Raw genomic sequence first — 24,832 nt, 5'->3', positions numbered from 1 at the left:
CTCACAGGCCGGAGCCGCCGGTGGCGTCGATCACCTTGCCGGTGACCCAGCGTGCGTCGTCCGAGGCGAGGAAGGCCACGATGTCGGCCACGTCCTCCGGCCGGCCGACGCGGCCCAGCGCGGCCAGGGAGGCGGCGTGGGCCTCGGCCTCCGGGTTGCCGCGCAGCCACCCCGCGTTGACGTCCGTGTCGATGATCCCGGGCGCGACCGAGTTGGCCGTGATGCCGCGGGCGCCCAGTTCCTTGGCGAGGTTGAGGGTGAAGTTGTCCAGGGCGCTCTTGGTGGCGCCGTAGGCGATGGCCTCGGGCATGGCGAAGTGGGCCGCGCCGCTGGAGATGTTGATGATCCGGCCGGCGTCGCGCAGCCGCTTCAGCCCCTCCCGCACGACGAAGAAGGGTGCGCGGACGTTCACGGCGAAGACCTCGTCGAACCCGTCCTCGGTCAGTGACGCCAGGTCCGCGCTGCGTCCTATGCCGGCGTTGTTGACGATGACGTCGACGGCCCGCTCGGGCGCGTGCCGTGGGATCTGGGCGTCGAAGGCCGACCACAGGGCGGCGGCGTCGCCATGACGGCCATCCGCAACCGGAGTGCTGAACGGGTTCGTGGCGGCGGTTGAGGCCGGGGCGCCGGGGCATGCGGGTCTCAGGACAGCGGACGGCCTGCCGGCCCGGCGAGGGCGGACGGCAGGGGAGAGGCGGGCGGGGATGAGCGAGCGGACCACGGCGGCGCCGGAGCGGCGGCACCGGCCGGTGGACGGCGACGGCGGCGCGGCCAGGACGCCGCCGCTGCGGCCCGGCGGCTACGACCCGGCCGCCTACGCCGCACACGTGGTGCGCGGCGCGGAAGCGGCCGGGGTGTCGCCCCTGCTCGTGATGACCGTGCTCCACAACGAGGCGTACAAACCCCACCACCCGCTGCTGGAACGCCTGTGGCAGTGGTGGAAGCCCGGGGCGTCCTTCGGGGTCGCCAACATGCACCGGGCGACGTTCGAGCGGGTGCGGCGCGCCCACGGTCTGACGCGGCCGTGGCAGGACCTGCGCGACGACCCGGCCTTCGCCGTCCACGCGGCGGCCCTGCACCTGAGCGACCTCGACCGGAGCCTGCCGCGGCGGCACGTGCGCCGCTACACCCGCGACGAACTCCTCGCCCTCGGCTACAACACCGGCGAGCGCAACATGCGGGCCTTCGCCCGCGGCGTCCCGCCGGGCCCCATGGCACGGTCGTACCTGCGCCGGTTCCGATCCTTCCGGAGCCGGGCCGCCGAGGCCCTGGCGCACGGCGGCGCACCGCACGGCGGCGCACCGCGCGACGCCGGACCGCGCGACGCCGGGGTCGGCTGAGCAGTCGCACTCGGCGGCGACGGAGGCGGAGGCGCGGGCGGGCCTGCGAGGGGTGTGGCGCCAGGTGTGATCAGGCGCGGCCCGGGCCGGGCGCGCCGTCCGTCGTCAGCGGGTGTGCGCGGGCGATGAGGAGGGCGACGTCGTCGTGCCCGGCCGGGTGCCGCAGCCGCTGGAGGAGCTGGTCGCAGGTCTCCTCCGCGGAGGCGTACGGCTCCGACAGCAGCCGCAGCAGTTCCTCCAGACGCTTGTCGATGGGGTCATGGCGGGTCTCGACCAGCCCGTCGGTGTACAGGACCAGCTGGTCACCCGGGCGCAGCGGAAGCGTGACGGCCTGGAACGGGGCGCCGCCGACCCCCAGCGGGATGCCGCTCGGCAGATCGAGGAGTTCGGGCGCCTGCCCGGCCCGGGCGAGCACCGGCGGCAGATGACCGGCGGAGGCCACCCGCAGCTGGGCGTGGTGGGGGTCGTAGACCGCGTACACGCAGGTGGCGATGTACGGGTCGAGACCCAGCGTGATCTTGTCCAGGTGGGTGAGGATGCGGGCCGGGCCGAGATCGAGGTCGGCGAGGGTGGAGGTGGCGGTGCGCAGCCGGCCCATCGTGGTCGCCGCCGGGATGCCGCTGCCCATGACGTCGCCCACCGCCAGGGCGGTCCGGTCCCCGTCCAGCGGGATCACGTCGTACCAGTCGCCGCCGACCTCGCTGAAGGCCTGGGCGGGCCGGTAGCGGGCGGCGACCTCCAGGCCAGGATGGCGGGGCGACGGATGCGGCAGCAGACTGCGCTGGAGGGTCTCGGCGGCGCTGCGGATGTGCTGGTGCAGGACGGCGTTGTCGATGCTCAGCGCGGCGCACGAGGCCAGCTCGCAGGCGAGGGTGAGGTCGTCCTCGTCGAAGGGCTGCGGGTTGCGGGCGCGGGCCAGGCCCATCACGCCGATGATGTGCCCGCGGGCGATGAGGGGCACCGCCATGTCGGTGTGCACCCCGGCCTCGGCGAGCAGCCGCGCCGCCTCGGAGTCGGCGGCGATGCGCTCGACGTCCCCCCTGTCCAGGCGGGTGATCAGCACCGGCCGCCGGGTGCGTACGCAGTGGGCCGCCGGATGGTCGGCGTGGTACGCGGTGAGGCGGCCCGGCGGGACGAGCGCCTGTTCGGCGTCGGTGGCGTAGGCGGTCTTCACCGCCAGGGCGCGGAACAGCGCCGGTTCCTCGCCCACGTCCGTGCGGCCGGTCTGCAGGACCGAGTCCAGCAGGTCCACCGCGACCATGTCGGCCAGGTCGGGCACGACGACGTCGGCCAGTTCCCGCGCGGTGCGCTCCACGTCCAGGGTGGTTCCGATGCCGGCCGAGCCGGTGGCCATCAGCCGCAGACGGCGCTGCGCCCGGTCGGCCTCCTTGGCCGCCCGGTACCGGTCGGTGACGTCCACCACCACGTTGGCGATGCCCAGCACATGGCCGTGATGGTCCTCCAGCCGGTAGAACGACACCGCCCACGCGTGCTCGTGCTCGGGGTCCGCGGCGGTACGGCCCACCACCTCCTGGTCCACGATCGGCGCGCCGGAGGCCAGGACCTGCCGCATGGCCCGCTCCAGATCCTTGAACGACGGGCCCGGCAGGATGTCGCCGAAGCGCCGGCCGATGTGGTCGGCCTCGGCGACGCCGTGCATCGCGGCCAGGGCCGGGTTGACGGCGAGGTAGCGCAGACCGGTGTCCAGCACGGACAGCCCCATCGGCGCCTGCGCGACCAGCCGGGTGGACAGGGCCACCTGCCGCTCCACCTCCTGGACCGTGGACCGGTCGGTGGCCAGGCCCAGGGCGTAGTGGTCGCCGAGGTTGTCGGTCAGCCGCATGTTGCGGAACTCCACCAGCCGGGTGCCGCCGTCCTTGTGCCGGACGGGGAACGCCCCGGCCCAGCAGCGGCCGGTCGCCATGACCTCGGAGAACAGCCTGATCGCGGCCTCCCGGTGCTCGGGGTGCAGGAGCAGCGGCGCGGCGTACCGGCCGACGGCCTCGGCGCGGGTGTAGCCGAACAGTTCCTCGGCCTGCGGGCTCCACATGTCGATGCGGCCGTCGGCCTCCACCAGCACCGCGGCGACGCCCAGCAGATCCAGCAGCCCGCTCGGGTCCGCCGCGCCGTCCTCCGGACGGTCCGGCCACTCGAAGCGCCGCTCTTCTCGGCTCATCGCACTCGTTCCTTCCGCCCGCCGACCTCACCGGCGCGAGTGCCCTGATCGATTGCCACACCACCTGGCTCACACCGGTGACGGTCACCATCGCACAGCGCGGCCGCCGAGTCCGCAAACGGCGCGGGCGGGGGAGGCGCCGGAAAGCACCGTGTCGGAGAGGGGCCCTTTTCGGTGCTGCATCAGCTGCATTATTGAACGTGCAACGTGCAAGAAGTCGGTGCCCTGGTGTCACACGCCGTGACAGGCCCCGGTCCCGAACCCCGCCATGGACACGGTGACGGCGGATGCGCCGCCGTCCTGCGAGACGCTGTCGTAGCGGACCTGCCCCGGGGACAGCCCGTCCCGGCCGGCCGGGGTGAAGGAGACGCCGCCCGACGACCACGCATCGTCCTCGGCCCGGCCGGAGAGCCGACAGGCGGTCCGGAGCCGAGCGTCACCGACCGCACCGCCGGTCCCGCGAACCGGCCCTCGAGACAGGGACGTTGGGCCCCCTCGGCAGTGCCCTTCGGCATCCGGCGCCGGGCGGTGCGGGGCGGGAGAGTGAGGGTGTCGAGGAAACGATCCTGGACATGCCAGAAGGGACCATGGCCATGGCCGTGCACGAGCACTCCCAGCGCAGCCCGATCCTCCGCTTCTCGTTCCGCGCCGACGGGACCGGCCCCGCGACCACCGCCGCCGCCTCGGAACTGGACGCGCACACCGTCTCGGCCCGTGTCTTGGCGGTCCTGCGGATTCTGACCGGGTTCGTCTTCCTGTGGGCGTTCCTGGACAAGGTGTTCGGTCTCGGGTATGCGACGGCGTCGGGGAAGGGCTGGATCGACGGCGGGTCGCCGACGAAGGGGTTCCTCAGCTCGGTGGCGGCGGGGCCGCTTCAGTCGACGTTCCACGCGTGGGCCGGCGCCGCGTGGGCGGACTGGCTGTTCATGCTCGGTCTGGCCGGGATCGGTGCGGCGGTGACGGCGGGTGTGGCGCTGCGGCCGGCTGCGGTGGCGGGGACGGCGATGATGGCGTTGATGTGGCTGGCGGAGTGGCCGCCGGCCAAGCATCTCGCGGACGGTTCGCCGAGCATGTCGTCCAACCCGTTCGCCGACTACCACGTGATCTACGCGGTGGCGCTGGTCGCGGTGGCGGCGGTCGGCGCGGGCGCCACCTGGGGCCTGGGCCGCTGGTGGGCACGCCTGCCCGTCGTCCGCGACCACACCTGGCTGCGCTGACCGACCCCGCCGGCCCCGGCCGGGACGGACCTCCGGGACCGTCCCGGCCCACCCGTGTTCCACGGGCGGGGAGTCCGCCCGGTCCCCGGTCAGGGAGTACGGCGCAGCCCGCGCACCACCCGCGCCAGATTCACGCCGTAGCCGACCCCGAACGCGTGCGGTGTGAGGAGGGCGTCGTTGTCCGGATCCCAGAACTCGCGGAGGATCTTCCCCGGAGTGGGCGGCCGGAAGTCGTACGGGAGCCCCAGGACGGTTCCCGTCCAGGTGCGGTCCCCGGACGGCTTGCGCAACTCCTTCACCAGCGCGGCGGTGACGACACCGGCGCCGACGAACCCCACGGTCTTCTGCAGTCGCCTGTTCATGACGGGACCGTACGCGCCGACGGGGCCCGAGTCCAAGACGGCGACGGCACGCCCCCGCCCGCGGCGAACGGGCAGCCGACCGACGGCACGTCGCCCGCCCGGAAGCCGAAGTCCCCTTAGTGCGTCAACGGACCGGACCGGTACGGCCCCCGCCGCGCTCCCGTACGTGGACGTGCCCGGCGAGGGGGTGGTCGGGCGGCGCGGCGGGCAGGAGCGTGGTCAGGGCGTACCGGCACTTCTCCGCGACGCGGCACGACGCCGTGTTGTCCACCTGATGCACGAGTTCGAGGCGCGTCAGTTCTCCGGAGGGGAAGGCGGTGAAGGCCCAGTCGGTGAGGGCCCCCAGGGCCCGGGGCGCCACTCCCCGGCCGCGCGCGTGCGCCGCCGTCCAGTAGCCGACCTCGGCGGAGCCGGCGCCCGGCGCGACGTACCTGAGGACCACGTGCCCCGCCAACCTGCCCGCACCGCCCGCGCCTTGGGACTCGATCACGGCGAACGCGTAACGGTCTCCCGCCTCCCAGCCGCGCTGCTGGTCCCGCACCCACCGGGCCGCGCCCGCCTCGTCGTCCACGGCCGCACTCGTCCATCGGCGCAGCGCGTCGTCCCGGTACAGCTCGACCAGCCCGGCGGCGTCCGCCGGCCGCCAGGGACGCAGGACGAGAGCGGGCGCGGACGCCGTGGCCCCCGCCTCCAGCCGTACAGCGATCTTCTCCATCGCCCGACCATACGCGCCAGCCCGACGGTGGTTGGACGCCGACGGCCCTACCCGCACCCGCAACCGGCCGCCTGCCGACGGCAGTTCACCGTGGATCTCGTCGCCGGGCATCCCTTGATCGGCGCGCTCCGGCTTCGTAGGCTCGCCCGATGGGACACGACGATCTGCCGACGCTCGAACTCGCCTTTCCCGGTCCGGAACGCGACCGCGGTGTCGCGGCGATCCAGAACGGCCAGAAGACCGCGCTCACCGGGCTGTTGGAGATCTACGAGCACGCCGGGGAGGCCGTGCCGACGGCCGGACAGCGGTTCGCGGTGCTCGATTCCGAGGGGAGCCCGGCCGTCACGATCGAACTCGTCGACGTACGGGTCGTCCCCATGAAGGACATCGACGACGACTTCGCCCGCGCCGAGGGACGCGGCTACCGCGACGCCGCGGCGTGGCAGGCGGCCCACGAGGAGTTCTTCCGGAGCGCGGGCGTGAGCGAGTTCCTGGGGCGCACGCCGGACGTCGGCGACGACACCCTCGTCGTCGCCCAGCGCTTCCGGGCGGTCGGGACCGACGCCCCCTGACCCTGCTCAACTCGCCTTCCCTCAAGGGGAGCAGGGCGGGGGCGTCACCGGAAATGGGTTGCTCCGGTCGTCACGTCACGGCTATGACTTCGTGACGTGACGACGAGCCCGAGCGAACCCGTGTCCCCCTGGACCCACGTCGAGGACTTCCTGCGCGACCGCGGCGCCGACCGCATGCCCCACCCCGGCGGCACCCTGCTGGCCCATCTCTCCCGCGTGGCACGGCAGTTGGCCGAGTGGGGCGCCGACCCCGACGTCCAGGCGGCCGGACTGTGCCACGCCGCCTACGGCACCGACGGGTTCGACGAGTCCCTGCTCGCGACGACCGAACGCGCCACGCTGGCCGCCCTCATCGGCGAGCGCGCCGAGGCACTGGTCCACCTCTACGGGAGCTGCGACCGGGACGCCGTGTACCCGCTGCTCGGCGGGGACCGGCCGGTGGTCTTCCGCGACCGCCTCACCGCCGGCGAGCACACCCCCTCCGACGCCGAGCTGCGCGCCTTCGTGGAGATCACCGCCGCCAACGAACTGGACGTCCTCGCGCACAACGAGGACCTGGCCGCGCGCCACGGCGCCGCCCTGTACGGCCTCTTCGCCCGCTCCCGCGACCTGCTCTCCGCCGACGCGTGGGCCGCCTGCACCCGGCAGCTCGGACCGTACGCCGGGGCGGAGGCCGCGCCGGGGCTGCGGGTCACGGGCATCGACCATCTGGTGCTGACCGTCGCGGACATCGAGCGGACCGTCGACTTCTACCGGCGCGTCCTCGGCATGGAACCGGTGACGTTCGGCGACGGCCGCCGCGCCCTGGCGTTCGGCCCCAGCAAGATCAACCTGCACGCCGCCGGCCGCGAACTCCTCCCGCACGCAGCCCGCCCCACCCCCGGCAGCGCCGACCTGTGCCTGGTCACCGACACCCCGCAGACACAGGTCCTGGCCCACCTCGCGGCCTGCGGCATCACCCCGGAGGAGGGCCCGGTGCCGCGCACCGGCGCCCGGGGCCCCTTCCTGAGCACCTATCTGCGCGACCCCGACGGCAACCTCGTGGAGATCAGCACCTACCCCGACACCGACGGCTGACCGGCGCGGTACGGCGGCCCGCGCCGCCGGTGCGCGCCGCCCGGCCGGCCGGCGGCGCTGAGCCCCGTACCGCAGCTCAGCGCCGGGCCAGCGCCAGCACGCTCAGGCCGAACATCAGGACGCCCAGCGGGACATGGACCGACGGCACGTGCGCGATGCCCAGCACGACCTGGACCGAGGCGAGGACGAGGAACCCCGACGCGTGCCACACGGGCCGGGACGGGCCGCCGCCCGGCTTCCACGCCAGCACCGCCGCGAGCACGTACAGCATCGACGCCCCGTACATCACCCGGGCCCCGACACTGTGCAGCGTCTCCCCGTACGACGCGGTCAGCAGCAGCCCCGCGGAGACCGCCTGGAAGAAGATGGTCAGGGTCTGCAGGGCGATCGCGATCCGCAGGAACGACAAGCGGCGTCGCGTGTTCGCGAGCCGGGTGTCCGCCGTCACCTGAGTGGCCATGTCACAGTCCCCTTTTCCGCCCTCGGGCAGTGTCGATAAGGTCTCACCGGTCCGACGAAACGGGCCCGCGAAAGGTAAGGCGGGGGGGCGGCCGTACACATGGGGACTGTCGGGACCGGCGTGGACGGGGTCGACGGCGAGCGACGCCAACTGATCAACGTCGCCTACCGGTTGCTCGGTTCGGTGACCGAGGCCGAGGACGCCGTGCAGGACGCCTACGCGCGCTGGTACGGGCTGTCGCACGCCCGGCGCGAGGAGATCGTGTCCCCCGGCGCCTGGCTGACCACGGTCACCGGCCGCATCTGCCTGGACCTGCTCGGCTCGGCGCGCGCCCGCCGGGAACGCTACGTCGGAGCCTGGCTGCCCGAGCCGCTGCCCGACCGCACCGAGTGGAACCACGCGGGCGCGGCCGCTCCCGGCGACCCCGCCGACCAGATCGTCCTGGACGAGTCGGTGTCCATGGCCTTCCTCGTCGTCCTGGACTCGATGACGCCCGCCGAGCGCGTGGCGTTCGTCCTGCACGACGTCTTCCGCTACCCGTTCGCCGAGATCGCCGGCGTCCTCGACCGGACGCCCGCCGCCTGCAAGCAGCTCGCCTCCTCGGCCCGGCGGCGGGTGACCGCCGCACCCGGCCCCGCCCCGGCGCCGGAGGCAGGCCGGGCCGACGTGGTGAGGCACGTCAAGGAGGCGTGGCAGACCCGGGACATCGCGGCCCTCGTCGGCCTCCTCGACCCGGCCGCCGTGATGACCGCCGACGGCGGCGGCCTGGTCGGCACCGTCCTGCGCCCGGTCGAGGGCGGCCCCCGCATCGCCCAGTACATGGCCGCCATCGCCGACCGGGCGCCGGGACTCGAACTCCTGGAGCGCACGGTCAACGGCACGCCGGGCCTGGTCGCCCTGCGGGACGGCGCCGTCGCCACCGTGGCCGCCTTCGACGTCCGCGACGACGTCGTCACCCGGATCTGGGTGATCCGCAACCCGGAGAAGCTGCGCCCGTGGGCGCCGGAGAACCCGGAGAACTGAGGGACGCGGCGGCCGGCCTGTGCCGAGGGCCGGTTCACCACCTTCCGCCGGGCGCGCCGGGGCGTGCCCCCGGTCACCGCTGGCCGTCGGGCCTCAGGCCGCCGGCGACTGCGCCGGCAGCACGTGGTCGCCGATCTTGTCGGTGCTCAGGCAGAGGGAGCAGACCACGGCGTCGTGGGTCCGGCAGGCCGTCAGGTCGGGGCGCTCGTACGGCTGGAGACACACGTGGCAGTCGAGGACGACCGCGCTCGGATTGCCGTCGGCGTCGAGCAGCGGCTCCGCGATGCCGTCGTCGGCGCGCCGCAGGTAGTACCTGCCCTTGGTGACGACCGCCATCAGCGGCGTGAGCACGAAGGCGAGGACGGCGGCGGCGACGGGGGAGTACGGCTGGAGCGTGTCGCCGAAGGCGTGGAAGTACGTGGCGATCGACAGACCCGAGGCGGCCACGAAGGAGACGACGCCGACCGGGTTGACGGCGTACAGCATGCCGCGCCGGAACTCCGGCTGGAGCGGGGAGAGTTTGAGCAGGTACTTGTTGACGCCGATGTCGGTGGCGACGGTGACGACCCAGGCGATCGCGCAGTTCGAGTAGAAGCCGAGGATGTCGTTGAGGAAGCTGAACATGTCGGCTTCCATCAGGGCCAGCGCGAAGCCCAGGTTGACCAGCACGAAGACCATACGGCCGGGGTAGTGCCCGGTGACGCGGGTGAAGGAGTTCGTCCAGGCCAGCGAACCGGAGTAGGCGTTCGTCACGTTGATCTTGATCTGGCTGATCACCACCAGCACCACGGCGAGCGGGACGACCAGCCAGGACGGCATCATCGCGTCGAACGCGCCGCGGAACTGCTGGATCGGCTCGGTCGCGGCGGCCGGGCCGACCTCCGCCAGGATGTAGACGGCGAGGAAGACGCCGATGGCCTGCTTCAGCGCGCCGAGCACCACCCAGCCGGGCCCCGCCATCAGCACGGCGGTCCACCAGGTGCGCCTGTTCGCGTCGGTCCTCGGCGGCATGAAGCGCAGATAGTCGATCTGCTCCCCGATCTGCGCGATCAGCGACAGGCACACACCCGCGCCGAGCAGCACCGAGGCCGCGCTGATCCCGTCGCCGTCCGTGCCCGCGTAGGCGAGGAAGCGGTCCACGCTGCCGGGGTCCTCGGCGATCAGGTACACCAGCGGGGCGATCATCAGCACGAGCCAGACGGGCGTGGTCCACACCTGGAGCCGGCTGAGCGCCTTCATGCCGTAGACCACCAGCGGGATCACCATGAAGGTGGAGACCAAGTAGCCGATCCACAGCGGCAGATGCAGGCCGAGTTTCAGGCCCTGCGCCATGATCGAGCCCTCCAGGGCGAAGAAGATGAAGGTGAAGCTGGCGAAGATGACGCTGGTCAGCACCGAACCGTAGTACCCGAAGCCGGAGCCGCGGGTGATCAGGTCCAGATCCAGGTTGTAGCGGGCGCCGTAGTACGCCAGCGGGATGCCGGTGACGAAGATGACCACGGCGGCCACCGCGATCGCCACCAGGGCGTTGCCGGTGCCGTGGGTCAGGCCGATGCCCGCGCCGATGGAGAAGTCGGCCATGTAGGCGATGCCGCCGAGGGCGGTGGTGGCCACGACCATGGGGGTCCAGCGGCGGTAACTGCGGGGCGCGAAACGGAGTGTGTAGTCCTCCAGCGTCTCCTTGACCGCCTGGTCGGCGGCGGTCCTCGCGGTGCCTGGCGTCGACAGTCGTGGCTTCGTGTCCATGGGCGGTCACGGTAGAAACCGCCTGTTTCCCCGGACGGCCCGCTGTCGTGACCGGCTCGTTTCCGGACCCTCACCTCGGCGGTCCGGAAGCACGAGCCGGTGCGTCCGCGCCACCGCCGCCCGCGCGCTCCGTCGGTGGGGGCGGAGCGATGGACGAGCCCTACCGCGGGGCGTCCAGACCGAGTTCGTGGTTCCTGATCGCCTCCCGGACGGCGCCGACGAAGCCGTTCCAGAAGTGGTCGGCGTAGGGGCTGTCGGCGCTCGGCACGCCGAACGTCGTCCTGCGCCCGGCCGCGCCGGAGAAGTCGCCGAACATCGCCTTGCGCAGCGCCGTGGACAGCTCCAGCTGCGCGCCGCCGCCGGTCCGGGTGCGGTTGACGATGTTGGCCGGGTCGTCGCCGTTGATGGGATCGTCGGCGCCCGCGAGCACCACGGTGACGTTCCACTCGGGCCTGGCCGCAGGGGAGGTCAGACCGTACTTGGTGAAGGCCGCCAGCAGATTGCGCCGGAGCCGTGCGTCCCCGCCGCCGATGTTGATCTTCTTCACGGCGGTGTCGTCGAACCCGTGCAGGGAGACGGCGTACAGGTTGGCGGTGCACACGGCGAGGGCGGCCGGGTCGTCGCAGTGGGTGGAAGTGACGTGCTGCGCCGCCGAGTTGGCCAGCGCTTCGAACATCCAGTAGTCGCGCTGCGGTTGGTCCGGCAGCGCCGCGCTCGCCGGATCGGTGCTGGTGTCGAAGGGCATGTAACCGGCGACGGCCAGGCACAGTTCGCTGGTGCCCGCCTCGATCCCGCCGCCGTGCGGCGCGATCACGGCCGTGCTGCCGACGGGGGTGCTGGTGCCGCGCGCGTTGTCCGTGAGCTGCGCCGGGGCGCCGATCCGGAACCGGCGCACCCAGTCGACGCCCTCCCGGTCCGCGGTGCGGGTGTACAACTCGGTGTTGGACGCGTACTGGTCGGCCGCCGCGGCCGGGGTCGCGCCGCCGCCCATCACGGCGTTGAGGGTGGGCACGCCGGCGGCGACGGCGGCGACGGAGGCGAGGACGGTACGTCTGCTGGTGGTGTTCACGGAGGCGATCCTGCAGCACGCCCCTTCCGACCCCCTCGTCGGGCCGCCTTTGTGCCGCTTGTGGGTGCGCTGCGGGGCCCAGTCCGGGAAGTCGCCCCGGTCGGAGCGCCGCACGAGTGTGGGGGCCTTTCCGCGCGGGTCACGACGCGTCTCCCCTCGTCGTGGCGGGTGCCGGGGCGGAGACGTCCGGGACGAGGCGGAGGCGGCCGGCGCCGGGTACGTGGGCCACGGCGTCGCCGGGCGACTGGAAGTGGAGCGCGAGTCGCGCGCCGGCCCGGTAGGCGTCCAGCCCCGCACGGCAGTACGCCACCATGCCGTCGGGAAGCGCGTCCAGGGGCGCCCATTCCATCGCGTCGCAGCGGTCCGGCTCCGCGATACGGGGCTCGCCGGTCCACCGCAGGACCTCGAAGAAGAAGCCCGTGCGGGAGGAGCCGCCGGGGGCGCGGTGGTGCACGGTGACGGCGGCGCGGACGTCGGCCGGGTCGACGACGACGCCGGTCTCCTCACCGGCCTCGCGGACCAGAGCGGTGACGACGTCCTCGTGCGGGCCGTCCAGGTGCCCGGAGGGCAGATGCCACAGCCCGGTCGCGTACACCGGACCGGCCCGGCGCGACAGCAGGACCAGCGGCCCGGCGCCGCTCTCCCGGCGCAGGATCAGGTGCACGTCCAGCGGCTCGGTGTGCCGCCCGCCGCTCACCGCGCGCCCCCGGGACGCCGGACGTGCGTCGCCCGCGTGTCCTTCGGCGGTGTGCTCGCCGTACGGTCCGCGGCTGCCGTTTCCCGCGCCCATTTCCGCGCTGCCTTCCGTGTGCCCCGGTCGGGCTCGTGGTGTGGTCCGGCTGTCGCCAACGTCGGCCCCCTCGTGACGTCGCTTGCGTGTCACCGGGTCCAACGACGCCGTCCGCACTTCGAACACATGTCTTTCGGCCGGTTCTGCGCCCCTGGTACAGAGCGGTTCTCCGCTGGTGTGCTGTGCACCGGCCCTTGTCGTACGGGGAGTTCCCGCCGTGGCGCGGTGGCCGAAACGCCGAGCACGTCGAGCGCGCCGATCACGCCGAGCACGTCGAGCGCGCCGACCAGGCCGACCCGGCCAACGCGGCCGACGGAGCCCGGTTGTTACCGCCGAGTTCGCCGCACCGGTCCCTTCGGTCCCTACGGGACGTCCCGGAGAGAACTGCCGTCCGCCCGGCGGGGCGGCTTCGGCTTGAGGGCGGGTGCGGGCGAGGGCAGTATGGATCACGCCATGGCCGTGCGGGTCGTGGCACACGCCTGGCCGTGCGGGCCGCGAAACACGTCACGGCCGCGCGGCAGGGACGGAGGAGCCGTGGCCGGCAGGATTCCCGACGCGCTGAGCGACCCGCTGCGCAACCGCGGCACCGCCTTCACCCTCGCCGAACGCGACCGGCTCGGTCTGACCGGCCGGCTCCCGGCGGCGGTGGAGACCCTCGACCAGCAGGCGGCCCGCGCCCACGCCCAGCTGGACCGGCAGCCGACAGACCTGGCCAAGTACATCTACCTGGACGCGCTGCACGACCGCAACGAGACGCTGTACTTCAAACTGCTCGTCGATCACCTGCCCGAACTGCTGCCCGTCGTCTACGACCCGACGGTCGGCGAGGCCATCCAGCAGTGGAGCCGCGACTACCGCCGCTCCCGGGCGGTCTACCTCTCCATCGACCGGCCGCAGGACGTGCGGGCCTCCTTCGCCTCGCTCGGCCTCGGCCCGGACGACGTCGATCTCGTCGTCGTGTCCGACGCGCAGCAGATCCTCGGGATCGGCGACTGGGGCGTCAACGGCACGGACATCTCCGTCGGCAAGCTCGCCGTCTACACGGCCGCCGCCGGCATCCACCCCGAGCGGGTGATCGCCGTCAACCTGGACGTCGGCACCGACAATCAGCTGCTGCTCAACGACCCGATGTACCTCGGCAACCGGCACGCCCGGGTGACCGGGACGGCCTACGACGACTTCGTCGCCCTGTACCTGTCGACCGTCGCCGAGCTGTTCCCGCACGCGTTGCTGCACTTCGAGGACTTCGGCCCCTCGAACGCCCGGCGCATCCTGGTCGGCGCCGCGCGGGAGTACCGGATCTTCAACGACGACCTCCAGGGGACCGGCGCCATCACGCTGGCCGCGGTCCTGTCCGCGCTGAAGGTCACCGGAGAGTCCTTCGCCGACCAGCGCCTCGTCGTCTTCGGGGCCGGTACGGCCGGCACCGGCATCGCCGACCAGCTCGCCGCCGCCATGGTCCGCGCCGGCCTCACCGCCGAGCAGGCGAGATCCCGGGTGTGGCTGGTCGACCGGGACGGCCTGGTCACGGACGACATGACGGACCTGCCCGAGCACCAGCGCCCCTACGCCCGCCCGGCCGGGGAGACGGACGACGACGGGCGGAACGGCGCCGACGGGCGGAACGGCGACGACGGGCGGAACGGCGACGACGGCCCGGCCGGTCTGCTCGCCGTCGTACGGCGGGTGAAGCCGACGATCCTGGTCGGCACCTCCACCGTGCACGGCGCGTTCACCCAGGAGGTCGTCGAGGCGTTGTGCGCCGGGGTGGAGCGGCCGGTCCTGCTGCCCCTGTCCAACCCGGACTCGCGCATGGAGGTGCGGCCGGACCAGGCGATCCCCTGGTCCGGGGGCAAGGCCCTGATGGCGGTCGGCGTCCCCGTCGACCCGGTCGTCCACGACGGCACGAAGTACACCATCGGCCAGGCCAACAACGCGCTGCTCTACCCGGGACTCGGCCTCGGCTGCGTCGTGGCCCGCGCCGAACGCGTCACCGACGGGATGCTGCTGGCCGCGGCGAACGCGGTCGCCGAGCAGACCGACGTCTCCGAGCCGGGTGCCGCGCTGCTGCCGCCGGTGCGCCATCTGCGGGCCTCCTCGGCCGCCGTCGCCGTGGCGGTCGCCCGGGCGGCCGCCGAGGACGGCGTCGCCACCCGCGTGCCGGACAACCTCGTACAGGCCGTGCAGGACGCGATGTGGCAGCCGGCGTACGACGGTCCGGCGGGCGGCGAGGGGTGACACGCGTGGTACGGCGCGGGCGGCGCACGACGGGCGGTTCGGCGCGTGCGGCGTACGACGGTGGGGGTGACCCGCCGGCCGGCTGCCGAGGCCGGCGTCCTCAGCCGTCGACGTCCTCGAAGAGGGCCAGCATCCGGCTCAGCACCCGCACACACGTGTCCACGTCCGACGGCGTGAGGTCGTCCGCGGCCTCGGCGAGCAGCTCGTGCTCCCGGGCGACGACGGCCTGGATCGCCGCGCGGCCGGCGTCGGTCAGCCGGATCAGCGAGGACCGCGCGTGCGCGGGGTTCGGCACGGCCTCCACCAGCCCGTCCGCCGCGGCGTCGTTGACCATCCGCTGGACGAACTGACGGCTGATCGACTGCGCCCGGCCCATCTGCGGGACCGTCATCGGCCCGTGCTCGCGCAGCAGGTCCAGCACCGCGCGCACCCCCACCGACAGGCCCTGCCGCGGTGCGTCCCGTTCGATCTGCCGCTGGACCCGCCGGTACAGCGGTCCCACCAGGGCGAAGACCTCCATCAGCCGCGGCCCCGCCTCGGCCGGGGACAGCGGGCGTGCACGCTCTTCATCACTCACACGCCGATGATATATGACAACTGAGTTGTCATTCCCAGTGCACTCATGACAACCTGGTTGTCATGAGTGAAGTCACCGACCTCCGCTTCTTCGAGTCCTCCGACGGCGCGCTCGCCTACCGCGACACCGGCGGCGCCGGCCTGCCCGTCGTGCTGCTGCACGCCGGCTTCGTCGACCACACCATGTGGGACGAGCAGATCCCGGTTCTCGCGGAGGAGTTCCGCGTCATCGCGCCCGACGCCCGCGGCCACGGGCGGTCCGCGAACGCGAGCCGCCCGTTCCGCCAGGACGACGACCTCGCCGAGCTGCTGCGCCACCTGGGCGTCGGCCCCGCCGCCCTCGTCGGCGTCTCCATGGGCGCGATGATCGCCATCGCGACCGCGCTGGAGCACCCGGAACTGGTCCGGGCCCTGGTCGTCTCCGGCGGCGGCGTGGACGAACGCGAGTTCACCGATCCGTGGGCCGTACAGGCGCAGAGGGCCGCGTTCCAGGCGCTGGCCGCCGGTGACATCGAGGCGTGGCACGAGGTGAGCGACCTCTGGGTGCACGGCCGCGAACGCCCGCGGGAGGCCGTACGCCCCGAGGTGTACGCCCGCCTGCGCGCGATGCGGCAGCGGACCATCGGCAAGCACGCGCCCGGTGAGCCCGACCACCACGTCCGCGTGCGGGACCTCGCCGCCCGGGCGGCCCGGATCACCGTCCCCGTACTCGCGCTGAACGGCGCGCAGGACGCACCCGAACTGCGCGCCATGGCCGACAGCATCGCCGACGCGGCGCCGCGCGGACGCACGGCCGTGATCGAGGACGCCGCGCACTTCCCCAACCTCGACCACCCCGAGGAGTACACCCGGACCGTCGCCGCGTTCCTCCACGAAGTGGACCGTCCCTGACGGCATTCGGGCGCCGTGGCCGTACCGGACCACGCGGGGCCGTGCGGTCCGCGGCCGCTACCAGCTCACCGGCAGCTCCAGCGGGAAGCGCCTGATCGTCTCGGTGTCCCAGCGCACCTCCTCGGGCGGGACCGCGAGCCGCAGCCCGGGGAAGCGCTCCAGGAGGCGGCCGACGGCCACTTCGAGTTCTGCCATGGCCAGGGGCACCGCGATACACCGGTGGCCTCCCCAACCGAACGTCATATGCGGGCTGTTGGGGCGGTCGAAGGCGAGGGCGTGCGGGTCCGGATAGTGCTCGGGGTCGCGGTTGGCCGTCAGGTACGACACATGGACGAAGTCGCCCGCGCGGATCAGCGCACCGCCCAGTTCCAGGTCCTCCAGCGCCACCCGGGGGATGCCGATCCCCTTGCGGAAGGGGATGTGGCGCAGCAATTCGTGCAGGACGCCGGTCAGGCTCTCCGGGTGGCGTCCGAGCCGGTCCCTCAACTCGGGGCGGGTCAGCAGCAGATAGGTGATGTCGCTGATCTGGCAGGTGGCCGTGTCCTGGCCGCTGAGCGCCAGCATCAGCGCCATGACCGCCAGTTCCCTGTCGTCGAGACACTCCTCGCCGTCGCGCGCCGCGGCCATCGCGCTGATGAGATCCGTGCCGGGTGCGTGGCGGCGCTCCTCGACCAGCCCGGCGAAGTAGGCCCGCAGGTCGGCCTTGGCGGTGGCGGCGGCCTGCCTGTTGTCGGCGCCCACGGTGAGCAGTTGGTGGACGGCCGCCTGGATGCGGGGCCACTGCTCCCGTTCGACGCCGAGGAGGTCCAGGATGGTGTGCTGGGGAAGCGGGTCGGACAGATGCCGCACCAGATCCGCGGGCGGCCCCTCCTTCTCCATCCCGTCCAGCAGCCGGTCCGCGAGCCGGACGATCCGGGGCCGCATGCCGTCCACCCGGCTCTGGGTGAAGGCCTGCGCGGCGAGGCGGCGGACGCGGGTGCTGTGCGGCGGGTCCATCACGTTGAGCGACTCGGTGGAGACGATGGGCTCGGGCGTCATCCGCGGATAGTCGCGGCCGATGATGCCGGCCCGGCTCAGCCGATGGTCGGTGGTCACCTGCTTGACGGCGTCGAAACCGGTGACCAGCCAGGCGTCGGCGTCCCCGTAGGGGAGCCGGATGCGGGTGGGGCCGCCGCGGGCCATGAGGTCGGCCAGGGCGGGATCGAACTCCAGCGCCTCGCTGTAGTCGAACGCGCAGACGACGCTGTCCTCGTCAGCGGTCATGGGCCCACTCCTCCCGGCGTCGGCGGGCGGCCCGGTGGACGAGGGTGCCGAGGCCGTGGTGGCCGGCCGGCGACGCCGGGACGTGAGCGGCGGGGAAGGGGGGTACCTGCGATCGCGTGTCAGCCATTGTCATATGCCTCCTGGCACGAGGGAAGCACGCCACGTCACCCGCACCGGCGATGCACGCCGCCACAGTGAGCCAGGTGGCCTACGCCCGGCCCGACCGGACCGGATCGACCCAACCGGCCCGACCCGGACCGACCCGGCCCAACCGGACCGGCCCGGACCGACCCGGTCGGCTCCGACCGTCCGCGTCGGAAGCCTCGGCGAGGCAGCCGGGCGGATACGGCGGATAGGGGGGACGGCGGATACGGGGGATACGGCGGATACGCCGGACGCCCACGCGGGAACCGGCCACCGGCAACGCCCACGCCCCGTCCCCGCCCCCGTCCCCCGATGCCGTCCGTCCCGGACGCCTGGCAGAATGCCCGGATGGGCGACTGGGCGGACTTCTTCGTGGCACCCGACGACCTGTCAGCCGCCGAGGTGAAGGGCTTCAGCCCGCGCAGGGTGTTCCCGACCGTTCCCGTCGGCGACTACGATCCCGCGGACGCCGCGGCCGAATGGGAAGGTCTCCTCACCGGAGACGACCCGCGCGAACTGATGCGGCGCGGTGGGCCGAGGGTGCTGACCGAGATCACGAACGACGGCCACTACGTCTTCGTCGTCTCGGAGCGCCTGCGGAGCCTGCTCGCGACCACGGAACCGCGGCGGCTCGCGGAGACGGCGGCCGAGTGGTCGCGCCTGCGGCGGGCCGACGGCGAAGCCATCGGGGAGGCCGATGCGGTCGCCCATCTCGCCGACCTCGCCGCCCTGGCCCGCACGGCCGTCGACCAGAAAGCCGGCCTCTACTGCTCCGTACGGTAGGAGCCCGACGACCACACCACCGGCCCCGCCGCCGCGGACATATCCGGTTGCGGAGGACGGCCGCGGAGCGGCAAGGTGCGCACCGACCCGCTTCGACGCAGCGGCAGGAGGCACTGGCATGGTGGTCGTTCCGACTCGTCGGGTCGCGCTTCTCGGCGGGGGCTTCTCCACGGACGAGGACGGGCTGCTGGACGACTGGCTGCTGGGCCGGGCGAGGAGCCCTCGCCCCAGGGTGTGCTTCGTCCCCACCGCCAGCGGCGACGCGCCCGCGTACATCGATCAGTTCCTGACCGCCTTCCGGTCGCGCGACTGCGAACCGTCCGTACTGCGCTTGTTCCGGCGGGAGTTGGACGACGAGGCGCTGCGGACGTATCTGCTCGGTCAGGACGTCGTCTACGTCGGCGGCGGCAACACCGCCAATCTGTTGGCCGTCTGGCGGGTGCACGGAGTCGACCGGCTGCTGCGCGAGGCGTGTGACCGCGGGACGCTGCTGTGTGGAATCAGCGCCGGCGCCAACTGCTGGCTGGAGGGCTCGCACACCGATTCCTTCGGGCCGTTGACGTTCCTGCGGGACGGACTGGGCATCCTGCCGGGCTCGGTGTGTCCGCACTACGACAGCGAACCGGGCCGCCGCGACTCCTACCGGGAGGCCGTGGCCACCGGCCGGCTGTCCGCCGGGTGGGCGGTCGAGGACGGGGTGGGGGCGCTCTTCGCGGACGGCCGGCTCGAAGAGGCGGTCTCCCGGACTCCGAAGGCCCGCCTCCGCCGGGTGTGGGCGGAGGCGGGCCAGGGGGCGCGGGAGCGGGCGCTGCCGTGCAGGTTGCTCGGCGGGGGTGAGGCGGGCGCGGCCGCTACTGGTAGGCGACGGTGAGCGGGGTGTGGGTGGAGTGGTGGGGGAGGGTGATCGTCAGGGTGTGGGTGGTGGCGTTCCAGCGGTAGGCATGGGACGGGAGGCGCAGGCCGGCGGCCGTGACGCGGGTCGGGGGCTCGGCGCCGACGACGGAGACGGTCCAGCGGCGGTCCTTGACCTGGCCGGGGAAGGAGCCCTTCGCGGGGCCGATCGTCAGGGTGTGACGGCCGCCGGACTCCGCGTACCGGATGGTCGTGGTGGCGCTGCGGGCCTTGCCGGGGGCGGCTTCGCCGTCGTCCTCGTAGAGGCTCGTCGTCCCCGGGGCGCCGGCGGCGACGGTCAGGGTGACGTCGGTCAGCGGGGCCTTGTCGTCGGCGGTCACGTCGTGGGTGCGGGTCGGCAGGATGCCGCCGGCCCTGAGGAACACCGGCATGGTGTCCAGGCTCGTGGTGATGTCCTGGGTGGTGCCGCCCTGGTAGGTCTTGCCGGTGAAGTAGTCGGTCCATCGGCCGGGCGGGAACCACACCGAGGTGGTCGCGGTCGTCCCCGGCGTCGTCACCGGGGCGACCAGCACGTCGGAGCCGTAGAAGTACTCGCCGCCCGCGGCGGTGTAGGCCTCGGGTTCGTCCGGATACTCCAGGTAGGTGGGACGGACGATCGGCACGCCGGTGCGGTTCGCCTCCTCGGCCAGCGAGTAGGTGTACGGCACCAGGTTCTCGCGGAGGTTGAGGAACGCGTCGGCGGACTTCCGCGCCTGGTCGCCGTACTGCCAGGGCAGCCGGTCGCTGTGGTTGCTGTGCAGGCGGTCGATCGGCTGGAACGCGCCGAACTGCACCCAGCGGGCGTACAGGTCGTCGGGCAGCTTGTGCGTGGTGCGGGTCTGCCCGCCGTCGGTGTAGGTCTCCGAACCGGTCAGTCCCGTCGTGTCGTTGTGGCCGCCGATGTCATGGGTGACCGCGGCCATCCCGGTCGCGGCGGACTCGCCCGGGGTGTAGCCGACCTCCAGCTTCAGGGTGCCCCAGGTGGAGGAGGTGTCGCCGGTGAAGTGCACGGTGGTGCGCTTGTCCGCCCACGGTCCGGTCGGCAGCGCCTGCTGACCGCTGTAACCGCCCGCCTGCAGGGAGCCGTAGGCGCGGGAGAGGACGAAGCCGCGGCCGAGGGTCTCGCCGGTGAGGCCGGCGTACTGCTGGTTGATCCAGGCGTCCGGCGTCACACCCGGCAGGGACGACTGCGAGGAGTCGCAGCACCAGTCGAGCCACCAGAAGTCGTTGCCCTGCTCGTCCATGGTCCGGTGCAGATCCAGATAGGCCTTGAGCTGGTCGGGGTCGCCGAAGTCGAAGGTGTAGCAGTTGTTCTCGACCGAGGCGCCCGAGGCGCAACCGCCCTTCGTCAGCTTGCCCTTGGCCGTGGCCTGCGCCCGCGCGAACTGCGGATCGGAGGCGAGGATGCTCGGGTGCACGTTGAGCGTGTTGTGCAGGCCCTGCGTCGCCGACCAGTCGAAGAACCCCTTCGGATCGGGGAACTTTCCGGCGTCGATCTCCCAACCGCTCCAGTTGTTCACGGCTTTGTAGTCCGTGTCGGTCACCAGCACGTCCAGCGGGACGCCTTCGGACCGGAAGGCGGGCAGGATGGTGTCCTCGTAGTCGGCCGCGGTGCGGTCGATGTACTCCGAGTACCAGACGCCGTACGCCCATCGGGGCAGCAGTGCTGGCGGACCCGTGAGCGTGGCGAGATCGGTGAGGCCCTGCTTGTAGTCGTGCCCGTAGCCGAAGACGTAACCGTCCTGGTAGGGCTGGCCGTTGTGCGCGGGCCGCGGTGTCACCTTCCGCGTCGCCGTGTCGTAGAGCGCCGACGGGGTGTCGTCCAGCAGGTACCAGCCGTCCTTGTTCAGCAGGCCGGGCGTGGTCGCCGGGGCGTCGCCCTGGCCCGTCACGCCGTCCAGACCGCGGCGGTAGCCGCCGAGCGCGATGTGCGGCTGCGGGGCGGCGGCGCCGGCGGCGGTCACGGAGACGGTGTCCAGGTTGACGTGGCAGCTGTCCGGGGCGGGGCAGCCGAGCGTGACATCGTTCTCGCCCGCCTTCAGGGCCACCGGCACCGAGGCGGTCTGCCAGTCGTCCCAGTCCTTCGTCGCGGGCAGCGTCAGCGTGCCGGTGGCCGCGCCCGCCGTCACCGAGGCGGTACGGGTCTGGTGGCGTCCGTCGCCGCCGGTGCCGTTGGCGTAGCGCACCCGCAGGGTGTACGTGCCGTCGGCGGGCACCTCGACCAGGTGCGTGGTCAGGCTCGATCCCTGGTTCAGCTCGGCGACGAACCCGGCGCCCGCGTAACCCCGGTGGTCGGTGGCGCTGGTCGCGGTGCCGGCGGCCCGCCCGGCCTCCGCCTCGCAACTCACGCCGAGCGCACAGTCGGTGATCGCCGTGGTGGACACCGCCGGGTACGGGTCGCCGGGGCGCACCAGCGCGACGCTGTCGACGTTGACGTTCCCGGTGTCGGAGGCGGTGCGGGTGAGCGCGATCGTGTGGTGGCCCGCTCCGAGCGCGACGTTCGCGGTGGCGAGCTTCCAGGTGTTCCAGTCGGCCGTGGCCGGCAGCGTCACCGTCTGCCGTGCGCCCCCGTCGACCGTGAGGGTCAGCGTCCGGGCCTCGTTCCTGCCGTCGCCGCCGAGGGAGTTGGCGTAGCGGAGAGCGAATTGGTACGTCCCGGCGCTGTCGACAACGATGTCAGCGGTCGCCGAGCTGCCGCTGGTCGCGAATCCCGCGGCGAAGCCGGCACCGGTGTGGCCGGTGTGGTCGGAGGCCACGGACAGACCGTCGAGCCGCAGGCTCTCCGCCTCGCACAGCCGGCCGAGCGCACAGGACAGCCGCTGCCAGGGCGTGGCGGTGACCGGGGCGCCGCCCGCCGTCAACCGCACCGAGAGATTGCGGGCGTCGAACGGTCCTGAGCCCACCCGGTAGCGCAGGGTCAGCGCGCTCGTCCTGATGGTCAGCCAGCCGTCGGTCGTCTCGGTGGTGTAGGCGGCCGGGGCGAAGTCGTCGCGGCCGACCGCGTTGAAGGTGGCCGCGTCGACGAACGCGCCGTCGCCCGCGTACTCGGTGCGGATCAGCGTCGGCGACAGGACTTCGAAACGGGCGTCGCCCGACTTCACGACGGGAGCGCGCCGGGCGTGCGCACCGTGCCCCGACGCGGACGCGGATGTGAATGCGGATGCGATGGCGGACGCGGATGTCGATGTCTGTGTCTGTGTCGCCGCCGACGCGGTTCCCGCACCGGACAGCGTGACCGCGGCGGCCGTCCCCAGGGCGGCGGCGGACGCCCGCCACCGCGCGTGTCCCGGCCGTCGCCTCGTGTGAAGGGGTCTCATTGGACAGCTCCGTTTCTCAGGCCGGCAGGCGGCCGGGAACCGCTTCTCCCGCCCGCTTTTCAGCGTTGTAAAACGTGCAGAGGCATCACAGCACGCCGCCTCCGTCATGTACATGAGGGCGGCGCGGAAAATTGCGGAACACCCCGCCGGGCAGGGCGGCAGGGGCGTGGCCGGCCTCCTCGCCGAGGCGCTGTCAGTGGTCGCTCCTAAGGTGATCCAATGACGTCGACCACTTCCGCGGCCGAGCCGCTGCCGACCGTAGAGGACTCCTGGGCCCGCATCGACGCCTGGCTCGCGGAGCACGCGCCGCTGAGCCGGGCCCTGCTGCGGCCGCCCGCGTCGCCGGGCGCGATAGCGGCCGCCGAGCAGCGGCTCGGACTGACCTTCCACCCCGACCTCGTCGCCTCGCTCCGCTGCCACGACGGCACCGAACTGAGCGAGGGCGCACCGGTGTTCGCGCTCAACGGCCCGTTCGCCGGGATCACCGGCATCGTGGACAACACGCTGTTCCTGCGGGACGTCGGCGAGGACGTCGAGGACGCGTACGACGACGAGGACGACCACGAACTCAACGCGTACTGGCGCCACGAGTGGCTGCTGATCACCCATGGCGTCGCCTGGGACGCCCAGGACGGCCTGTTCCTCACCTGCCGCGCGGGCGACGACTACGGCCGCGTGGGCGACTACTTCAACGAGGACGCCCCCTCGTTCAGCGAGTGGCCCTCGCTGCGGGCGGCGCTGTCGGCGTTCGCCGACGCCCTGGAACGGCGGCTGCCGATCGGCGGCCGGATCCCTCTCGCCGTCGACGGCGCGCTGATCTGGGAGGAGCCCACGCGCGCCGTCAAGGCACGGCCCACCTCCCTGCTCGACCTCGCCGCGCGCACACCCGAACCCGGACCGCCGCCCGCGCCCCGGCCGGAGCCGTCGGGGAACGGGACGTACGCCACCATCGGCTTCGTACGGTCCCGGGCACCGCAACCGCACCAGCCGGACGTCGTCTTCGCCGAGGGCGTGCACCCGGACGAACTCCTGCTGCGCGTCGGCGTGGTGGGGAGGGAAACCGTCCGTGCGCGCACCCACGCCGAAGCCGCGCGGTCGGCGGCGAGTCCTTGGGCGGCCGCCCGGCCCCTGGTGCGCGCGGGCCGCTGCGGCGGCTGGGGTTTCGTGACGCAGAGCGCCGGGACCGAGCAGCTGACCCGCCCGGAGGTCCTGCGCAGGCTGGCCCGCGACACCCGGGTCGTGGCCCTGACCAAGCGAGGCCCTGAGGCGCGCGTCACCGTGTACGAGAACGGCGCTCCATACGCCGACGGCGCCCACGACCGGCTGGTGTCCTCACCCCGGGAGGACTACGTACGGCTCCCGGACGGCGACTGGGCGCAGACGGTCGGCGTCGATCCCTGGCCGGGCTCCACGGCCGCGTACACCGACCTCCTCGCCGGGCTGCGCGACGCCTGCGGCATCGACTTCGACCCGGACCGCGTGCGCGACGAGCCGCTGAGCAGCGGCCTGGTCCTGCCGGTCCTGGAGGACATCCCCGAGTGGTCGCGCCGTCCCGTCTCGGAGATACGCCATCTCGACCTGGACGCGCTGGTCGAACGCACCCCGGAGCCCCGGCTGCGTACGGCCCTGGCCGCGCAACTGCGCAGACTCGCCGCGGAGACGGGTCTGGACACCCACCCCGAGGCGACGCTCGTCCTCGCGGCCGTCGACCGCGGCGAGACACCGGAGCTTGTCGAGGACGGCCCCCTGGACCTGCGCATGCGCGCCCTCGTCGCCGAGGCCACGGCGGCCCGGCCGGCCCTGGAACCGTCCTGGCGGCGGGGCCGGGACGCGCCCGAACTCCCCGTCACCCGCGAGGACTTCGAGGCCTGGCAACTGCGCGCCGACGCCGCCGACACGCTCCGCCGGTTCCTTCAGCTGCCGTTGCCGATCGCCGCCGCGTCCATCCTGCACCGCAGGCTCAGCGAGGAGTGGCGCGACGAACTGGACCGGGATCTGGAGGCGCGAGGGGCGGCGCGGGGCAACTGATCGGCGCGGGGCCGACGCGAGGACGCTGATCGGCCCGGAGTGTGCCTCGGGCGCGGTCACGCGGGGTGTCCCCGCCCGCGGCCGAGGCGCCGGGCTCGTCGTCCCGCGCGCTCGCGGGAGACAATGGGACCACCGTGCCAGGTGAGGTGGTGGT

21 protein-coding genes are annotated in these 24,832 nt (G+C 73.2%); 10 read left to right on the top strand and 11 right to left on the bottom strand.

Features of this window, described 5'->3' with window-relative positions; all coding sequences use genetic code 11:
- Nucleotide 1 precedes the first annotated feature (1 nt).
- Nucleotides 2-775: an SDR family oxidoreductase gene (locus K7787_RS06855; RefSeq protein ID WP_223000861.1), complete on the bottom strand. Its 774-nt coding sequence runs from the start codon at nucleotides 773-775 to the stop codon at nucleotides 2-4.
- Between K7787_RS06855 and K7787_RS06850 the strand changes: the two genes are divergently transcribed.
- A complete protein-coding gene (locus K7787_RS06850; RefSeq protein WP_223000811.1) occupies nucleotides 705-1,340 on the top strand; it encodes a lytic transglycosylase domain-containing protein in 636 nt (211 codons plus the stop codon). The two genes, K7787_RS06855 and K7787_RS06850, sit on opposite strands and share 71 nt — an antisense overlap.
- A 70-nt stretch (nucleotides 1,341-1,410) precedes the next feature.
- Here the strand turns inward: K7787_RS06850 and K7787_RS06845 are convergent, their stop codons facing one another.
- Entirely contained in the window at nucleotides 1,411-3,516 is a 2,106-nt protein-coding gene (locus K7787_RS06845) for a SpoIIE family protein phosphatase (RefSeq protein ID WP_223000810.1), read from the bottom strand.
- A gap of 572 nt (nucleotides 3,517-4,088) precedes the next feature.
- Here K7787_RS06845 and K7787_RS06840 point away from each other — a divergent pair.
- Complete coding sequence (locus K7787_RS06840) at nucleotides 4,089-4,733, top strand: hypothetical protein (RefSeq protein ID WP_247720613.1); 645 nt, start codon at nucleotides 4,089-4,091, stop codon at nucleotides 4,731-4,733.
- A gap of 89 nt (nucleotides 4,734-4,822) precedes the next feature.
- Here K7787_RS06840 and K7787_RS06835 read toward each other — a convergent pair whose 3' ends face one another.
- Both K7787_RS06835 and K7787_RS06830 read right to left on the bottom strand, forming a co-directional pair.
- Nucleotides 4,823-5,095 (bottom strand): DUF5808 domain-containing protein, encoded by a 273-nt coding sequence (locus K7787_RS06835; protein ID WP_019984171.1) that lies wholly within the window; start codon nucleotides 5,093-5,095, stop codon nucleotides 4,823-4,825.
- Nucleotides 5,096-5,219: 124 nt separating this feature from the next.
- Nucleotides 5,220-5,810 carry a GNAT family N-acetyltransferase gene (locus tag K7787_RS06830; RefSeq protein WP_223000809.1) on the bottom strand — a complete coding sequence of 197 codons (591 nt, stop codon included), beginning with the start codon at nucleotides 5,808-5,810 and terminating at the stop codon, nucleotides 5,220-5,222.
- Between the two features lie 149 nt (nucleotides 5,811-5,959).
- On the opposite strand from K7787_RS06830, the gene K7787_RS06825 reads away from it, so the two are divergent.
- Nucleotides 5,960-6,382 carry an ASCH domain-containing protein gene (locus tag K7787_RS06825; RefSeq protein WP_223000808.1) on the top strand — a complete coding sequence of 141 codons (423 nt, stop codon included), beginning with the start codon at nucleotides 5,960-5,962 and terminating at the stop codon, nucleotides 6,380-6,382.
- 96 nt (nucleotides 6,383-6,478) lie between these two features.
- Nucleotides 6,479-7,459 (top strand): VOC family protein, encoded by a 981-nt coding sequence (locus tag K7787_RS31630; protein WP_308036299.1) that lies wholly within the window; start codon nucleotides 6,479-6,481, stop codon nucleotides 7,457-7,459.
- Between the two features lie 76 nt (nucleotides 7,460-7,535).
- Here K7787_RS31630 and K7787_RS06815 read toward each other — a convergent pair whose 3' ends face one another.
- On the bottom strand, nucleotides 7,536-7,919 hold the full coding sequence (locus K7787_RS06815; protein WP_223000807.1) for a hypothetical protein: 384 nt from the start codon (nucleotides 7,917-7,919) through the stop codon (nucleotides 7,536-7,538).
- A 99-nt stretch (nucleotides 7,920-8,018) separates the two neighbouring features.
- Between K7787_RS06815 and sigJ the strand changes: the two genes are divergently transcribed.
- Nucleotides 8,019-8,942 carry an RNA polymerase sigma factor SigJ gene (gene sigJ / locus K7787_RS06810; protein WP_223000806.1) on the top strand — a complete coding sequence of 308 codons (924 nt, stop codon included), beginning with the start codon at nucleotides 8,019-8,021 and terminating at the stop codon, nucleotides 8,940-8,942.
- Between the two features lie 93 nt (nucleotides 8,943-9,035).
- Here the strand turns inward: sigJ and K7787_RS06805 are convergent, their stop codons facing one another.
- The 3 genes from K7787_RS06805 to K7787_RS06795 all read right to left on the bottom strand — a co-directional run bounded on the left by K7787_RS06805 (nucleotide 9,036) and on the right by K7787_RS06795 (nucleotide 12,547).
- Entirely contained in the window at nucleotides 9,036-10,688 is a 1,653-nt protein-coding gene (locus tag K7787_RS06805) for an allantoin permease (RefSeq protein ID WP_223000805.1), read from the bottom strand.
- Between the two features lie 160 nt (nucleotides 10,689-10,848).
- Nucleotides 10,849-11,757: a poly-gamma-glutamate hydrolase family protein gene (locus tag K7787_RS06800; RefSeq protein WP_223000804.1), complete on the bottom strand. Its 909-nt coding sequence runs from the start codon at nucleotides 11,755-11,757 to the stop codon at nucleotides 10,849-10,851.
- 139 nt (nucleotides 11,758-11,896) lie between these two features.
- Nucleotides 11,897-12,547, bottom strand: a complete 651-nt coding sequence (locus tag K7787_RS06795) for an NUDIX hydrolase (protein ID WP_247720612.1) — start codon at nucleotides 12,545-12,547, stop codon at nucleotides 11,897-11,899.
- A gap of 534 nt (nucleotides 12,548-13,081) precedes the next feature.
- Between K7787_RS06795 and K7787_RS06790 the strand changes: the two genes are divergently transcribed.
- Nucleotides 13,082-14,785 carry an NAD-dependent malic enzyme gene (locus K7787_RS06790; protein ID WP_223000802.1) on the top strand — a complete coding sequence of 568 codons (1,704 nt, stop codon included), beginning with the start codon at nucleotides 13,082-13,084 and terminating at the stop codon, nucleotides 14,783-14,785.
- Nucleotides 14,786-14,885: 100 nt separating this feature from the next.
- On the opposite strand, the gene K7787_RS06785 is transcribed toward K7787_RS06790, so the two are convergent.
- The gene (locus tag K7787_RS06785) at nucleotides 14,886-15,305 is read right to left on the bottom strand and encodes a MarR family winged helix-turn-helix transcriptional regulator (RefSeq protein ID WP_019984181.1); all 420 of its coding nucleotides are present in this window, start codon (nucleotides 15,303-15,305) and stop codon (nucleotides 14,886-14,888) included.
- Between the two features lie 119 nt (nucleotides 15,306-15,424).
- Between K7787_RS06785 and K7787_RS06780 the strand changes: the two genes are divergently transcribed.
- Complete coding sequence (locus tag K7787_RS06780; RefSeq protein WP_223000801.1) at nucleotides 15,425-16,252, top strand: alpha/beta fold hydrolase; 828 nt, start codon at nucleotides 15,425-15,427, stop codon at nucleotides 16,250-16,252.
- 57 nt (nucleotides 16,253-16,309) lie between these two features.
- Here the strand turns inward: K7787_RS06780 and K7787_RS06775 are convergent, their stop codons facing one another.
- Complete coding sequence (locus tag K7787_RS06775; RefSeq protein WP_164393246.1) at nucleotides 16,310-17,515, bottom strand: cytochrome P450; 1,206 nt, start codon at nucleotides 17,513-17,515, stop codon at nucleotides 16,310-16,312.
- A 492-nt stretch (nucleotides 17,516-18,007) separates the two neighbouring features.
- Here K7787_RS06775 and K7787_RS06770 point away from each other — a divergent pair, with 492 nt between their 5' ends.
- Nucleotides 18,008-18,442: a hypothetical protein gene (locus K7787_RS06770; protein ID WP_223000800.1), complete on the top strand. Its 435-nt coding sequence runs from the start codon at nucleotides 18,008-18,010 to the stop codon at nucleotides 18,440-18,442.
- A gap of 118 nt (nucleotides 18,443-18,560) precedes the next feature.
- The gene (locus tag K7787_RS06765) at nucleotides 18,561-19,313 is read left to right on the top strand and encodes a Type 1 glutamine amidotransferase-like domain-containing protein (RefSeq protein WP_223000799.1); all 753 of its coding nucleotides are present in this window, start codon (nucleotides 18,561-18,563) and stop codon (nucleotides 19,311-19,313) included.
- Here the strand turns inward: K7787_RS06765 and K7787_RS06760 are convergent.
- Nucleotides 19,294-22,434, bottom strand: a complete 3,141-nt coding sequence (locus tag K7787_RS06760) for a TIM-barrel domain-containing protein (protein WP_308036298.1) — start codon at nucleotides 22,432-22,434, stop codon at nucleotides 19,294-19,296. The two genes, K7787_RS06765 and K7787_RS06760, sit on opposite strands and share 20 nt — an antisense overlap.
- Nucleotides 22,435-22,869: 435 nt before the next feature.
- On the opposite strand from K7787_RS06760, the gene K7787_RS06755 reads away from it, so the two are divergent.
- Nucleotides 22,870-24,678 (top strand): SMI1/KNR4 family protein, encoded by a 1,809-nt coding sequence (locus tag K7787_RS06755; protein ID WP_223000798.1) that lies wholly within the window; start codon nucleotides 22,870-22,872, stop codon nucleotides 24,676-24,678.
- The last annotated feature ends 154 nt before the right edge of the window (nucleotides 24,679-24,832 follow it).

This window comes from Streptomyces sennicomposti (genome assembly GCF_019890635.1).
GTDB lineage: Bacteria > Actinomycetota > Actinomycetes > Streptomycetales > Streptomycetaceae > Streptomyces > Streptomyces sennicomposti.
This window is presented reverse-complemented; position numbering and strand designations above follow the sequence as displayed.